Genomic DNA, 16,043 nt, shown 5'->3' with positions numbered 1-16,043 from the left:
TGCAAAAAAAACTGGGTAAATGTAAGGAGTTTCCGATGAATGAATCTCACAAAAAATAAGCGGACCAAAATGATCCGCTTATTCAACTCTTTATACTATTTATGCTTTCGGCAAAGTCACGCCTGTTTGACCTTGATATTTACCACCACGGTCTTTATATGAAGTTTCACATACTTCATCAGATTCAAAAAATAGCATTTGCGCCACACCTTCACCTGCATAAATACGTGCAGGTAAGTTGGTTGTATTTGAAAACTCTAAAGTAACATGACCTTCCCATTCAGGTTCAAGTGGTGTTACGTTCACAATAATACCGCAACGAGCATAGGTTGATTTACCTAAGCATACCGTCAAAACATTACGTGGAATACGGAAATATTCGACCGTACGTGCTAAGGCAAATGAATTTGGCGGAATAATACACACGTCAGATTCAATATCAATAAAGCTTTTATCATCAAAGTTTTTTGGGTCGACAATTACTGAATGCACATTGGTAAATACTTTAAATTCACGTGCGCAACGCACATCATAACCATAGCTTGAAACACCATAAGAAATGAGTTTTTCACCCGCATCATCATAGCGAACTTGGTTTTCTGCATACGGTTCAATCATGCCGTGATTTTCGCTCATTTCACGAATCCAACGATCAGACTTAATTGCCATTCTTTCTATCCAAAAATAGTTAAATCAATTATTGCGCTGTACTTTAACTGAAATCGGCTGCAATGGAAATGATGATCAGGCGATGATGTCATTTTTTACCAAATGTGCATTTTCATCGCCTTATTTTAAAGACTTAAAAGAGCGGAATAACTCAGTGGAATAGAGAAACTAATCAACACCAAAGATGCGGTTTTTTGTAAGTTCGATTGATTTAACCAACGTACTTTATTCGAGGCTAAAATAGAACCGATAAACGTCCAAAATAACGCAATTGGCGCAATCAAAAGTAAAAACAGCCCCATATGCACTACATAAGCCTGCATGGTCAGCCAAGCTGTAGTTGGGAAAATAGCAGACGCAAAAAGTAATGCTTTAGGATTGAGTAAAGTGGCACAAAACAATTCACGTGCACGAATGGTCGGCTGGTTATAACTGGCTTCTATATCCGCTGTTTTCCAAAGTTTAATCGCAAGAAAAATAATATACAGCGCACTTAATAGCTTGAGTAATATCGGGATAATTGGGAATTGGCTTGAAACTGTACCAATAATCATTCCCCAAACAGTGATTGAAATCAAATAACCAATTGATTCTGCTGGAATAAGTCGTAATGATTGGCGCACACCTACCTGTATACCAGAAGATGCAAGCAATGTATTTGTTGGGCCAGGTGTCAATAAAATAGTGACCACCAAACCAATGAACAGCCATGAAATCATATGCGACCTCTCTATATAGAGTGCGCGAAGAGTAAATCACTTTATTATACTTAGCAAATATGAAATTTTACACCTTATCCAAAACACCCAAACCACTCATAAAAATATATAAAAATTAGCAATTTAGACAAATATATTCAATATAACTTAAGCGTCATTTGTTAATAAAAATTTCCACTCTCACATTTAAAGCCCTCAATGCGCTACATTAACCGATAGTTAAACTGTTACTCAATGCTCTATTCAGGCACAATATTTCATTACTTAAGCATCCTACTTTTATGGCAAAACAGTTCTTTCGGTCATGGCTTCCTTCTCCCGTTAAAATCTCAGAAATGAAGCTGATGAAGGTTTTTGGTCAACGTACCTTAAATCCTTTGCTGTGGTATGTGAACAGAAAGTCCATTTCAAAAGCCATTTTTATTGGCACCTTTTGGGGCATGTTGCCTTTGCCTTTTCATAGTATTTTAATTGTTTTGACAGTATTATTTTTTGAAGTCAATTTACCGATTAGTTTATGTCTCGCTTGGCTCACCAATCCTTTTACACTCATCCCTATTTTATATATTGGTTTTTGGTTAGGGGCTCAGGTTTTTCAGGTCAATATGATTAATCAAGATATGATCTTGGGTGTTTTACACCAAATCAGCCACTGGATTACTCATTTTGGTCATGGACATATCGACTTAAGTTTGGCAAAAATTCTATTGTTAGGTTTAGTGTTAGAAGCATTCATTTTTGCCATTCTGTTATTTGTCATTACTCGATTATTTTGGCGATGGAGCATTATTCAGCATTATAAACGTCGTCGTTATATCAAATAATCAAGTAAGCTTTAGATAAGCAAATCTCTTTATTCCTGTTATGACAACCATTTTAGATTTCAGCGTTTTCCCTCGTCGTCCTTGTTTCATCACACTTTATAAACTACAAACGTAGATATACACATCATAGAAAGCCCAACCGAAGGTGTAATACTGATCAATTAAGAAATTGATTGGCTTTTTTATTCATGATGTTATTCGATACACGTAAACGTCATCCGCAACTGTTCGAGGCATGAGGTGTATACACCGCAAGATTAAAAAAGTAAGGTTTCTGCGATGAATTGATCAATAAAAGGTATTTGACGAGTTTTGCGGTGAGGCGCACTGCGCCGCAAGATGCCTTTCTTGCGAACTCAAAATATATTTTGAGGCTTCTCATTTGGGCTTATCCAAAGTAATAGATGAGCTCCAAGCATTTGATTTAAAAATATAAGACTCCGTTGTGAATAGCTAAGGAGTTTATTACAAAACTCCTTAGCTATTCAGCATAACAACCGAAGTTGAGCTTCTTAAAATGGCATTTTCATGTCTTTTAGAAAATTCGATTCTGAGGTTTTTCCGCTTTAGGCAGTTGGTCTATAATTTTTTGCGCAATAGCAAGATAGCTTTCTGCCGCATCATCACCAGCAACCACAGACGGTTTACCTGCATCTGCATTTTCACGTATTTGCACATTTAAAGGTAAGCGTCCAAGCAAAGGAATTTGGTACTGTGCTGATAATTTGTCACCGCCACCTGTACCGAAAATTTGCTCTTCATGACCGCAATTTGAACAAATATGGGTCGACATATTTTCCACCACACCCATGACTGGAATTTGAACTTTATTAAATAGTTCAATGCCTTTAATGGCATCCATTAATGCCACATTTTGCGGTGTTGTCACAATGACGGCACCAGTTACGGGAATACGTTGTGCCAGTGTCAATTGAATATCACCTGTCCCCGGTGGCATATCAATCATTAAAACATCTAGATCTGGCCATAAAGTTTGGTTAAACAATTGCATTAATGCACCTGTTGCCTTTGGACCACGCCAAGCCACGGGGGTATTATTATCTCCCGTTAAATGCCCAATCGATAAAACAGCCATGCCGTAAGCTTCAATCGGAACAAAATTTTCCGCTTCGATCATAGGAGTACGGCCTGCATTTCCCAACATGGTTGGAATACTTGGCCCATAAATATCGGCATCTAAAACACCCACTTTTAAGCCCAATTTCTGTAATGCCAAAGCCAGATTTACTGTTGTCGTCGATTTACCTACACCACCTTTTCCCGATGAAACCAAGATGACATTTTGAATACGTGGATGCTTAGGCACATCTCTTTGTTGTGGCGCTGGTTTTTGAATAGGTGGATTGTTTGGGTCTTCATCTTGCGGTTTTTTAATTTCAGCTTGGGCTGTTTTAGCTGAAGCATCCACCACAGGTGGAAGTTTTGCAGGTGGAAGTTTTGCAGCTTGAGGTGCTGCCGCTTCAGATGGTGGTTTACTAGAACAACTATGCCCTTCTTTGCCATGATCATGCGTGGAGCAACCTTCTCCGTGTGCATGTTTTTGCTGAATCACGTGCATATTCAGTTCTTGGATGCCACATTTTTCCAATGCATCAGCCAAATCATCATGAATTTTTTGCAGTTGATCCGCTTCAGCAGGATAAGTATTAATGGTTATTTGTAATACTCTTCCTTCAACATTCACTTGGCTAATTCGATCCTTCAATGCATGGTTTGAATCTGGCAATAAATAGCCTTCTAGCACAGTTTGGATTTCGTCTTCCTTCACTTCCTGCGAGGGCGAAAAAACAGATTTAAGCGAAGAAAGCCATGACATACGTTTACTCCAAGTACGGACATACAACTGAATGTCATAGTTTAGCTTTAAATGCAGCGAAGGTTAAGCAAAGTTCTCCCTAGCTTGCTGAATGTTGCTAAAAAACCAACCCAATTAGTTGGTTTTAAGCAAAAACACTTAGATTTGAAAAAATTTCGCCTATTGATTAACAATACTTTATACAAAAGTCGATTTTTCACTGCTGATCATTACAGTTAAATACCCCTCATAAAGCGGTAATATCCCATTAAATTTTGGCTAAAATATCTGAATAACAATACCCCAAACGTGTAGATATGTAGTGAGACCTAGACATCCACAGCTTTGTTTCGTTCCTATACCTCTATTTAAACAGGCATTCCTTCTTCGGCGGTAAAATGAATGTCAAAAGGTTTATTGGTAATAAAGAGCATTAACACATCATTATCACTACGTGCGCCATGAAACATCACCGAACCTTCTGGAAACCAGACAAAACTCCCCGGCCCAAACTCACCCTCACTGGTGACTAAATGCCCCTCTAATACATACATGCCGTGCGCACAATGATGCCAATGCTCCACGGTTCTAAACCCTGCTGGATAACGTAATTTCCAAATCATCATGCCTGTATCTGGGTCCTGTAAACATGTTTTGACAGGCAGCGCATCATTTAAAAAGGGAATCGGAATAAATTCCCACGGCATCGTATTGGTGTTTACCACAAAAGGTTGATCCGCCATTCTTCTGTTCCATGAATTCATTATTTATAAATTTTTAAAAATGAAATGACCTGATCACATCGAGATGATCAGGTCATCAAAAATCAGCCAATCTTAATAATCGGTTTAAGGGTAATCCCTTTTTGGCTGTCTATAGCGGCTTGATTGATGTCATCAAAAGCATAGAACTTTACCAGCTGATCAAACGGAAATTTACCTTGTTGATATAGCGTGACTGACTCTGGAATAAATTTCTTCGGTGAACCACTGCCTTCAACCACGCCAAGAATGGTTTTTCCGCCCAACAATAAATCATTCACATCAAACTGAGCCGTTGTCCCTAAAGGTGGTGCGCCAACAACCGCGATTTTGCCTAAAATACCCAGTGCATCAATACCCTGTTTTAAGATTTCAGGTCGTCCAGTTGACTCAAGGGCAAAGTTAATTCCGCCACCCGTGATTTCTTTGATGACTGCGACAGGATCTTGCATTTTACTATTGATGACATGGGTTGCACCCAATTGTTTTGCCAGTTCTAAACGAGATTCGACAATGTCGACAGCGATAATGGTTGAAGCACCACATACTTTTGCCGCAAGCAATGCGCTTAAGCCAACAGCACCCGCGCCCCATGTCACAAAGCTACTGGCTGGTGTTACTTTTAAAGCATTGATACATGCGCCAGCACCTGTTTGAATACCACAGCCTAAAGGCCCCAACAACTCAATCGGCACATCTTTGGTGACTTTAACCGTATTATTTTCACGGCTTAAAGCATGGGTTGCAAAAGAAGACTGAGCAAAAAAGTGATCGTGTACCACAGCATGATCATGTGTACAAATTGCACTGTGCCCTTCTAGGTCAGCGCCACTAAAGTTGCGGCCAAAAAACTCTGAACAATAGGCCGGATTGCCTGTATTACATTGCGTACATTTACCACAATAACCATAGGTTAAAACCACATGATCGCCGACTTGAAGGTCAGTGACATTCGGCCCTATTGCCTCAATAATGCCCGCCCCCTCATGCCCAAGAACAGCAGGCAGTGGTACAGGATAATATTGATCACGGACAATTAAGTCGGTATGACACATGCCTGTGGCAACCACTTTCACCAGTACTTCATCGCCTTTAGGCTGACGTATTTTTAGCGCTTGCAATTCAAAGTCTGCGCCTTTACATGCCGTCACTGCGGCAACAATGTCTTTCATTTCGTTCATACGATTACTTCCTGTAATTAGTGATTCAATTGATTAAAAAGGATAATGTGGCGCTTGCGCCTGTACGGTCATCCATTGCCATTGGGTAAATTCATCTGCATTGGCAGGACCACCAATACGCGTTCCATTTCCTGATGCACCGAAACCACCAAATGGATTGACTGTTTCATCATTTACGGTTTGGTCATTGATGTGTAGTAAACCAACTTTAAGCTGCGCACCAAGCTGCATACCTCGTCCAACATTCGAAGTAATAATGCCTGCGGAAAGCCCATAATCACCGTCATTGGCTAACTCAATCGCCTGTTCATCTGTGCTAAAAGGAATGAGCACCGCAACAGGGCCAAAAATTTCTTCACTGAAAATTGAATTATTTGACGTCACATCTGAAAGAACCGTCGGCTCAAAGAAGACGCCATCGGCATGTCCACCAATTTCCAGTGTTGCCCCTTCTGCAACCGCAGCATTGACCAGTTTTTCTACACGCTGCGCTTGTTTGGCATTAATCAGAGGGCCAATGGTGACCTGACTTTCACACGGATTACCCACGACAAAGTTCTTCACTTTTTCAATCACGCGCTGTTTGACTTGCTCATAAATTTTTTGATGAATCAGAATTTTGCCAGATGTCATACAAATCTGCCCTGAATGCAAAAATGCACCCCACGCAATATTTTCGGCAGCCAATTCAATATCGGCATCATCTAGAATAATCAGCGAGTTTTTACCGCCTAGCTCTAGCGACACTTTCTTTAAAGTCTTTGCGGCATTGGCACCCACAATACGCCCAACATTCGTTGAGCCAGTAAACTGAATACTGGCAATATTTTTATCTAAAGTAAGTGCTTCCCCGACTTCAGCCCCACCCGGTAAGACATGTAGAAGACCTTTTGGAAGTCCTGCAAGTTCAAAAATACGCGCAATCGCATAACCGCTGCAAACAGCCGTCCGTTCATCTGGTTTAAGCACCACTGCATTGCCCAGTGCCAAGGCAGGTGCAACGGCACGTAAAGCTAAATACAGTGGAAAATTAAATGGCGAAATGACCCCAACCACACCTAAAGGTACGCGTTTGGCGATGCTTAATTTGCCATTTTGTGTCGGCAGTAATGTGCCCTGTTCAGCCGCAGGTAAACCAATACAATGCTTGAGCACTTGAATCGAAATACTGACTTCAAAGCCGGCTTTGAGCTGTAAAGAACCACTTTCTTTCACCAGCCATGCAATGACATCTGCTTGGTTTTCTGTGAGTAAAGTAGCTGCACGTTCAAATACAGCTTGGCGTTCTTGATAAGACAAAGACCACCATTGTTTTTGTGCCAATTTCGCTTCTTTTGCAGCACTTACAACCTCTGCTCCAGAGGCATAACCAATTTCACCTAGTTCTTGACCTGTAGCCACTTCAACCACGCTATAAGTTGCTTGAGCTGGCTGCCATGAACCATTAAATAGTTTTTTATCCCAAATCTCTTTTGCTAATATAGACATCATGACCTCTTAAAATTTAGTGAGACAATTCATTTATTGTTCAAATTTCATAGTCGCAAAACTGAAACAACTCATGTGTTGTCATACACCATGCTTTGAATTAAAAAATGTAAAAAAGTCGGAAGTTCAGTCCTAAATCTTTCTTGAATCCGCTTTCGACCTGAGTGTCTGAAACCAACTGCGCACTCAATTGAGTTCTTGAATTAATCATTTGCTGGAACTCAAATCGAGCTTGTTGTTTTTCCATATTCTGTTGAAGCGAGATGCCATCAAGGGACTGATCGCCACCATAATTTGCGGCATAACCCAAGGCAATCCGTTGCTTGGCATTCAGGTCATAACGTAAATTGACCTGTGTTTGATAACTGGTATCTTGAGACAGCGTCTGATTGCCACTGCCCGCTTCATCATTGTCGCCATACCAAATTGCATCTTGATAAAACTCAAAGCCTAATTTGCCATAAAGCGGTTGTACCCAAGCCAATTGCAAATCATATTTAAAGCGGTTTTCACCCAAATTGACGGCATCATTTTTATCGTATTGCCCAAGCGGCAAATAAATAAACGGAGTAACTGCAAGATAACGACCCGAAGCACCTTGTTCAGGTTGATTGATGAACCAAAAAGCGGAAGCAATGATGGGATCTGCAAAAGCCGATGCATTGTTTAAATGCGCATCAGCAATTTGGGTATTACGCACCGATCCAAAGGGAATAACCACTTGCGGGGTCGCTCGTAAGCCTGCGATATCGGTGTAATGAATAAACCGTGCAATCCCAATATCAGATGTAGATTCGGCACGGGTTTTATCACCATTTTGATAATAGCCATCCATTTCACCATGTTGATAATAAAAAACCCCAACATTGGTTCCACTCGGTAAAGCCGTATAATCTCCCGCATTCACATCAATGGCATGACTATGTTGTGCGAGTAAACCACTCAGTATGAGAAGTAACGCATTTTTATTCCTAAAATGCATAATATGTTTCCTTTCATTCAAATTATCCTTAATGACTCATCTCTTTTTTTGAACTTTTAATGGCGGTTAAATCCGTTGAGCCTTTGCCAAAAACCATCCAGAGTCTTTCTTCATTGAGTATGAGCAATAGAATAATTGCAGTTTACATGCCAATAATTTAAATATTATTAATCAATATCTTATAAAAATAAAAACTCCCCCATGTCCATAAAATGGACACAATAAAAAAGTGACTGTCCAATAAACAGACAGTCACTTTTTTGATGATGCGAAAATTAAAAATTAGCTATCTAAATATTTATATACCGTTGTTCTAGAAATGTTGAGCCGTTTGGCAGTACGCGCAATATTGCCCTTTTCTTCTTGTAAGACCTGAAGAATTAATCGCTTAGTCACCGTTTCTAAATTAGCTTGAAGCAAAATACTATCCTCAGTTAATGTGGGCGAGGACACCTGCGATTCGGGTAAACAGAGTTGTTCTAAACACGTTCCTTCTTTAAATGCAGTGGATAATTTAAGCACATGAATCAACTCACGAATATTTCCCGGCCATGGATATTGCTTAAACTGCTGTTCAACCTGAACAGTCCAATCGGAAACCTCTAAACTGGTTAAAATGGAATGCAAAATAGATTGCTTGTCTGCGCGTAAGCGTAACGGCTCTAAATAAACCTCAAAACCTCGGATGCGATAATATAAATCACTACGGAATGATTGTTGTTCCACCATTTTTTTTAAATTTTGATTGGTTGCACAAATCAAACGAAATGACGACTTAATGGGCTTACGCCCACCGACACGGTAAAAATGCTGATCTTGCAATACTCTTAAGATTTTCACTTGCAGATGTAAGGGTAAATCACCAATTTCATCTAAAAATAAAATCCCCTGATCTGCTAATTCAATCAGCCCTTTTTCACCCTGTTTTTTTGCCCCGGTAAATGCCCCGCTCTCATAACCGAATAATTCAGCTTCAAGTAAGTTTTCTGGAATTGCGCCACAATTAATTGAAATAAAGGGCAAATTTGAGTTCAATTTTTGATGTAAGTTTTGTGCAAAATAATCTTTGCCCGTACCTGTTTCACCGGTGATTAATACAGGAATATCCGCTTGAAGTGCTTTAAAAGCTTTATCGACACCCGTCGAAGTTTGAATCTGTTTATGAATAGCCTGTGACTTCTGAACGATTGTTTCTAGATAAGCATAGAAAAAAGCATGATCATGACTTTGTATAAAAAATGATGCTTCGCTCTGATGTTGGAAAAAATGCTCTGCAACAAAGAAGTCCGAAATATTCTGCTTCAATAAATGCTCAATAGTACAATTTAACAACTTTAATGCCATTTGGTTGACTTTAAGTATCTGCCCAAATTCATCAATCACAATCAGTCCAGCATAAGTATTATGTAACAGATCTTTAGAGTGCTGAAAATGTAAAACACGCTGATTGGTTGTTATTTTGGATAAAATAATTTTATTTTCTAAAACATAGCTTTGATACAGTAAATGTCTTAACCAATTGGTTGCCAATAAACCTCGTGTAGAAGTAACATTCAAAGCCCCCAATACATCACCACAGCCATTAAAAACAGGGACTGAAGCACAGGAATAATCGGCAAATTCATTCAGATAATGCTGATGCCCCACCATTACCATAGGTTGTTTGGAACGGATACTACACGTGGGGGCAATTGCGCCAAAAGTTGACAGTTCAATAATTCGACCCGGCTGTAAAAAATGATATTTTTCACCTAAGGAAGAATTGTGCTTTTCTGCAATAATTTTTGAATGGTTATTAATTAAATAAACACTGACATCTTGCTGTCCAAATAGTTGCCATATATCGTCTAAAACCTTTTCTGTCAGCGTGGCTAGATTTTGATCTTCTAATGACAAGCTGTCTAAAGGAAAGCCCTGTAAAGAGGTCACTTTGAAAAATGGGCTCAGCCCTGCTTGTTTAGATTGCTCCCATGCTTGAATAATAGGCGAATTTTTTTCAATAGACTCTGGAAGCTCGCCAGTGTTATAAAAGTTATGCTTGATATCCTGCCAAGAAAATTTAGATAAACCATCCATGATCATATCCCAAACGAATCCATTATTTAAATAATACAGGGCTGGGTCTAAATTAGACATCATGATGCAACACAGCGCCATCAGAATCAGTTCTTAAACTTTGCCCATAAACCCAAATGACCCTATAAATCTCAATAAGATATTGTTTTATATAAAGTCTATTAAAAGATCACAATCTCAACTCAAGATCACTATAAGCTAAAGCTAGCATATTTTTATAACATCATTCTAGCGGATCAGTACATATTGAAATTCTTGGCAATGATTTCATTTACCCATGTATTTTGACTCTCTGATTTTATATAAGGCAAATTCATGTATTAAATAACGTGCATCAATCAAAAATGACTGAGGCAAACAGCCTGTTGTTATATTTATATCCAGATCACAATAACAGATGAATCAAAACACAAAAATTTGTTATATTTTTTTAATCATTTTTTGTATCTACAGCTCTCAAGTCAAACGCTACATAATCATTTTATCTTCAATACTGATAGCGATTTGACAATGAACAATGAGCAAAATTCAAGAAAAGCACCGCAATATGCCGATAGCTCTATTTCAGATAAAGCATTTAAACGCGCAATTTTGTGGTTTTTTATCTACTGCTCTATATTTATTATTGGCGTGATATTCGCTGTAGGAGCGGATCATTCATATTTAAATTAAGATTTTATAAATTTACAACAGTTCATCATATCCAAATTTCACCATGTCTTTTATACGATAAAAACCTACATTATTCCCTGTAAATTTTTTTAGCACAAAAGTGAGCTAAACAAATCACTCGCTACAAGATATTGGTCAATCCTCAGCTTCAAACAAACAACAACTTGTGGCAGAAATGGATACAAAACATTGCAATGACTTAAATTTAGCCAATGTTAAACTTCTGTTATTCCTACTTTGAGCGTTTACAATCAAGCGTCCATCTCAAATAAAATAACTTGAAAATATAACGAGGTACTTTATGTCTAAACACTATGACTACATTGCAATTGGTGGAGGGAGTGGCGGAATTGCATCGGTGAATCGTGCTGCGTCTTATGGCAAAAAATGTGCTTTGATTGAAGTGGGTGATCTGGGTGGGACATGTGTCAATGTCGGCTGTGTACCTAAAAAAGTCATGTGGTATTCTGCTCAAATTGCGGATGCCATTCAAAAATATGGTTCTGATTATGGCTTTGATAGCGAACTGAAAAGCTTCGACTGGAAAAAGCTCGTCGAAAATAGACAAGCTTATATTCAAAGAATTCATGCCTCTTATCAATCTGGTCTGAGCAAAAATCAGGTCGATGTTATTCATGGCTTCGCGACATTTATTGATCATAAAACAATTGAAGTCAACGGTGAAATATTCACAGCAGAGCATATTTTAATTGCCACGGGAACGCAGCCTTCGCGCCCGAATATTGAAGGTGCAGAACACGGCATTGATTCAAATGGTTTCTTTGAGTTACAAGAACTACCAAAACGTACCGCAATTATTGGCTCAGGTTATATCGCGGTTGAACTCGCGGGTGTTTTAAATTCTTTAGGTTCCGATGTTCAACTTTTTATACGTAAAAATTTGCCATTACGCAGTCTAGACCAGTTTTTAGGTGAAACATTATTAGAAAGTATGCGCAGTGATCACATTCAAGTTCACACACAAGCGACTCCGGTTAAAGTGTCCAAACTCGAAGATCAGTCTTTGCTTTTACAGCTTGAGGATGGCACGCAGCATATAATTGATTGTCTGATCTGGGCAATAGGCAGAGAGCCCAATACGAAAGCGCTTAAATTAGAGCGCACCAATATTCAATTGAATGATTCAGGCTACATTCAAGTTGATCAATTTCAAAATACCACCCAATTCGGTCTTTATGCGGTAGGAGATATTACTGGAAAAGCAGAATTAACGCCTGTTGCCGTTGCTGCTGGTCGCAAGCTTTCAGAGCGCTTGTTCAATGGCAAATCTGAAGAATATCTAAATTACGAAAATATACCGACAGTTGTGTTTAGTCATCCCCCTATTGGGACTGTTGGTTTAACCGAAGAACAAGCGATTGCCGAATTTGGTCAAGATCAAATTAAAGTCTATAGCTCGTCTTTTACTTCCATGTATACGGCAGTCACGCAGCATCGACAAGTGTCAAAAATGAAATTGATTTGCTCTGGCACAGAGGAAAAAATTATTGGTATTCATGGTATTGGTTATGGAATGGATGAAATCCTGCAAGGTTTTGCCGTCGCCCTGAAAATGGGTGCCACCAAAAAAGACTTTGACGATACAGTCGCCATACACCCTACTTCAGCCGAAGAATTCGTCACCATGCGTTAGTTTATCTTGGATCATAATATGGCTGATCTCGTATAGCGGATGCTAGGCACTTTAATTGGTTTCGAACAATTTCGGTTTTGTCTTCAGTCAAATTTAACGCCTACATCAGATGCAATTTTTGCATCATGGATTATCCTAACAGTTTTATACATTTAATGAAATTTGTATGGGGACTATGATCAGTCAGCATTGTACAAGTCAAAGCGGGAAGTAAATTCAGTTTGGTCATTGAATTTTACTTCCCGCTATTTTTAAATAATAAAGGTCAACAGATGCTTGCTAATTCTCAACAGACCCTAGTTATTCTCGTGAAATTCCTCAGGTTCTATACGTTTGCCATGGGTCAAAATCCATGAACGTTGCACGTATTTTTTGCTCTTGTAGCGATAAGCAATAAAGAGTCCGATGAACCACAAAGGTGAAAAAGCCAAAGAAATCATGGTGTCATGATCTAATGCCAAAATCGCAACCACAAAAATCAGAAAAGCCAAGGTAATCCACGCCATAAAGACCCCACCCGGCATTTTATAAGCAGATTGTTGATGTAATTCTGGTGCTTTCTTGCGATATGCCAAATAAGACAAAATAATCATCGCAAAGGTGAAAATACACAAAATAGAGGTAAAGGCCGAAATAATAATAAAGGCCGTCATCACATTCGGTACAACAAATAAAATGGATGTACCAATCACCACACACAACATCGAAAACAACAAACTAATGACAGGCACTTTGCTTTTTGACAAGCGACCAAAGCTTTTAGGTGCATCTTTTTCAACCGCCAAACCATATAACATACGACTGGTGGCAAAGACGCCGCTGTTTGCCGAAGACATCGCTGAAGTTGCCACAACAAAGTTGACAATACTGGCCGCAGCAGGCAAGCCAATGAGGGTAAACATTTCTACGAACGGGCTTTTATCGGGTGAAATATGTGCCCAAGACGTGACCGCAATAATACATACCAGTGCGCCAACGTAGAACAATAAAATTCGTAAAGGAATAGAGTTAATCGCACGTGGTAAAGCCGTATGCGGATCTTTGGTTTCTGCTGCCGTTGTCCCAACCAATTCAATACCGACAAAAGCAAAAACAGCAATCTGGAAGCCCGCTAAGAAACCACTGACACCATAGGGAAACATGGATTGCCGATCTACAACATGTGCCAAAGAAGCCTTAACACCATCTGGAGAGACAAAACCAACGGTAACCAAATAAATCCCCACCATCAGAAGCAAGATAATCGCGAGAATCTTAATCAGGGCAAACCAGAATTCGACTTCACCAAACAATTTCACCGCAACAAAATTCAGCAAGGTTAAAATAACAATAGAGCTAAAAGCCGGTATCCATGCGGGTAAATCGGGATACCAGAACTGGGCATAGCCACCTATCACAATCACATCCGCAATTGCAGTCACAATCCAGCTTAGCCAATATGACCAGCCTAAGAAAAAGCCTGCCCAAGGCCCTAAATAAGCCGTGGCAAAATCAGCAAAAGACTTATAGTTGGTATTGGAAAGCAGAAGCTCTCCCATCGCGCGCATGACGAAGAAGAAGAAAAAGCCAATAATTAAATAGGTCAAAATAATCGAGGTGCCCGACACAGCCAGTGTCTTGCCCGATCCCATAAATAGACCCGTGCCAATGGCGCCGCCAATGGCGATCATCTGAATATGACGGTTCGTTAGTGACCGCTCTAATTTTTCTTCTTCAACCGACTCATAATGATGCCCGCCCAGCAAATCACCTTCCAGCGCTTCATTTGATCGATTGTTCTTGTTGCCATTCATCATGTTTATTACTCCAATTTACAACACATCAGGTTGTAAATATGGGATTACGCAGAAATCAATCATTGATTTTTTGCAATCCAATATTCAGCCACACATATTTTTAATACACTTATTCTGCATATTATTCAGGCACAAGATTCCATATCCTTAAAATCTAGAGTTGCCTGATATAATTGTCGCAAGATGCAACATACATGCTAAAATAAAATTATTTTCTATTAAAAAACATGAGCTTAAATAAAACACGATATAAACCTTCCCGCTGAAGATTAATATAAGAATCATCTTCGCGTGAATATATTAAATTTATATTGTTAACAATATCCATATATTTAATTCCATTTAAAAAGTTAACCAAAACTATGCAGCCTAAAACTATAATTTCACCATTTTAAAATATGACACTTAAAAATAAATTAATTGACTTCAGTTAAAATGAGGCCTGCCCTGAGACCTTTTTTCACCTGAGGATTGGGAAATAAAATCCAGATCTGCTGCTGCGCCACGACATAAGGTTTACCCTGCTGTGTGGCAATCACTGCACCAGACTGGAACACTGAAAAATTAGGTGCGGAATCTGTAACATTAAGCTGAAAATCATCTTCCGTTTTAATGATGGAATCCGCGACCTGAAAGGTTTGCATCGCCTTTTTCTTACGCATTGGCAAATCTTGTGCGCTCAGTACAGTCCGCAACACCTGATCGATGGCAGAGAATGCCGATAAATCATTTTGACCAAAAGGCTTGGCATGTCCCAGTTCCAAGGTGGCACTTGCCGCCTGAAATTTTGAACTGGTGAAATGTGTGAAGGTTTTTCCTACGGCATTGTGATACACAACAGCATCAAGCTCCGCCGCATTCAGGCTGGCAAGCAACGCAGCATCATAGGCATGAGTTTGATACGGAAATAAAGCAAAGGTTGGCAGCAATGATGGGCGAATAGCCGTATGCAGGTCATAATGGTAAAGCTGCGCTTGCGCATGGCTATTCGTGAAGAAATCTGTCACGATTTGCTCCAGTTCTACCACGCGCTGTGCTTCTGTCGTTGCCACAAATTGCTGCTGCACACCGCAAAACATGCGATTCATGTCATTTTCAATATAGCGTTGACCTGAACGAATCGCTTCAGGATTGCCTAAGATCAACAGTAAACGAACTTTCAGCTCCAGCTGTCCCGTAAAAATATCCTGACTCAACTGTGCCAATAATTCGATTGGCGCAGTTTCATTGCCATGTACACCTGCTGAAAGCACCACAACTTTTTCATAGGCCTGTTTCGGGGTCAAAGATAAAACCCCTTCAGCCAGCCATTCCCATGTAAAACTGTCTAGCACTCCCCGCGATAACGCGGGTTGTTTTGCTTCTAAAACCAGACCTAAGAAATCAATCATACGCTTTCAACTCG

General features: G+C 39.5%; 13 protein-coding genes. 3 read left to right on the top strand and 10 right to left on the bottom strand.

Translation table 11 applies throughout. From position 1 onward, the window contains the following. Nucleotides 1-99: 99 nt before the first annotated feature. Both dcd and BLV99_RS07370 read right to left on the bottom strand, forming a co-directional pair. Entirely contained in the window at nt 100-669 is a 570-nt protein-coding gene (gene dcd, locus BLV99_RS07375) for a dCTP deaminase (protein ID WP_004648130.1), read from the bottom strand. A gap of 125 nt (nt 670-794) precedes the next feature. Further along, nucleotides 795-1,388: a LysE family translocator gene (locus tag BLV99_RS07370; RefSeq protein ID WP_086184796.1), complete on the bottom strand. Its 594-nt coding sequence runs from the start codon at nt 1,386-1,388 to the stop codon at nt 795-797. A gap of 281 nt (nt 1,389-1,669) precedes the next feature. On the opposite strand from BLV99_RS07370, the gene BLV99_RS07365 reads away from it, so the two are divergent. Further along, the gene (locus BLV99_RS07365; RefSeq protein ID WP_092689286.1) at nt 1,670-2,212 is read left to right on the top strand and encodes a DUF2062 domain-containing protein; all 543 of its coding nucleotides are present in this window, start codon (nt 1,670-1,672) and stop codon (nt 2,210-2,212) included. 535 nt (nt 2,213-2,747) lie between these two features. Here the strand turns inward: BLV99_RS07365 and apbC are convergent. The 6 genes from apbC to BLV99_RS07335 form a co-directional block, all read right to left on the bottom strand. Continuing rightward, complete coding sequence (gene apbC, locus BLV99_RS07360; RefSeq protein WP_092689283.1) at nt 2,748-4,049, bottom strand: iron-sulfur cluster carrier protein ApbC; 1,302 nt, start codon at nt 4,047-4,049, stop codon at nt 2,748-2,750. A 347-nt stretch (nt 4,050-4,396) separates the two neighbouring features. Next, the gene (locus BLV99_RS07355; protein WP_086184799.1) at nt 4,397-4,771 is read right to left on the bottom strand and encodes a cupin domain-containing protein; all 375 of its coding nucleotides are present in this window, start codon (nt 4,769-4,771) and stop codon (nt 4,397-4,399) included. 83 nt (nt 4,772-4,854) lie between these two features. Then, the gene (locus tag BLV99_RS07350; RefSeq protein ID WP_092689280.1) at nt 4,855-5,970 is read right to left on the bottom strand and encodes an NAD(P)-dependent alcohol dehydrogenase; all 1,116 of its coding nucleotides are present in this window, start codon (nt 5,968-5,970) and stop codon (nt 4,855-4,857) included. A gap of 33 nt (nt 5,971-6,003) precedes the next feature. Then, complete coding sequence (locus tag BLV99_RS07345) at nt 6,004-7,458, bottom strand: benzaldehyde dehydrogenase (RefSeq protein ID WP_092689277.1); 1,455 nt, start codon at nt 7,456-7,458, stop codon at nt 6,004-6,006. A 100-nt stretch (nt 7,459-7,558) separates the two neighbouring features. Then, entirely contained in the window at nt 7,559-8,440 is an 882-nt protein-coding gene (locus BLV99_RS07340) for a transporter (RefSeq protein WP_092689275.1), read from the bottom strand. Nucleotides 8,441-8,722: 282 nt separating this feature from the next. After that, complete coding sequence (locus BLV99_RS07335; protein ID WP_092689271.1) at nt 8,723-10,516, bottom strand: sigma-54-dependent Fis family transcriptional regulator; 1,794 nt, start codon at nt 10,514-10,516, stop codon at nt 8,723-8,725. Nucleotides 10,517-11,026: 510 nt separating this feature from the next. Between BLV99_RS07335 and BLV99_RS18205 the strand changes: the two genes are divergently transcribed. Together BLV99_RS18205 and gorA are read left to right on the top strand one after the other, a co-directional pair. Then, nucleotides 11,027-11,188: a hypothetical protein gene (locus tag BLV99_RS18205; RefSeq protein WP_167356312.1), complete on the top strand. Its 162-nt coding sequence runs from the start codon at nt 11,027-11,029 to the stop codon at nt 11,186-11,188. 301 nt (nt 11,189-11,489) lie between these two features. Next, nucleotides 11,490-12,842, top strand: coding sequence for a glutathione-disulfide reductase (gene gorA / locus BLV99_RS07330; RefSeq protein ID WP_092689268.1), 1,353 nt, complete (start codon nt 11,490-11,492; stop codon nt 12,840-12,842). A gap of 296 nt (nt 12,843-13,138) precedes the next feature. On the opposite strand, the gene BLV99_RS07325 is transcribed toward gorA, so the two are convergent. Together BLV99_RS07325 and astE are read right to left on the bottom strand one after the other, a co-directional pair. Beyond that, on the bottom strand, nt 13,139-14,638 hold the full coding sequence (locus BLV99_RS07325; RefSeq protein WP_092689265.1) for an amino acid permease: 1,500 nt from the start codon (nt 14,636-14,638) through the stop codon (nt 13,139-13,141). A 416-nt stretch (nt 14,639-15,054) separates the two neighbouring features. Beyond that, on the bottom strand, nt 15,055-16,029 hold the full coding sequence (gene astE / locus BLV99_RS07320; RefSeq protein WP_092689262.1) for a succinylglutamate desuccinylase: 975 nt from the start codon (nt 16,027-16,029) through the stop codon (nt 15,055-15,057). Nucleotides 16,030-16,043 lie beyond the last annotated feature (14 nt).

The sequence above is a fragment of the Acinetobacter kyonggiensis genome, from assembly GCF_900107285.1.
GTDB lineage: Bacteria > Pseudomonadota > Gammaproteobacteria > Pseudomonadales > Moraxellaceae > Acinetobacter > Acinetobacter kyonggiensis.
This window is presented reverse-complemented; position numbering and strand designations above follow the sequence as displayed.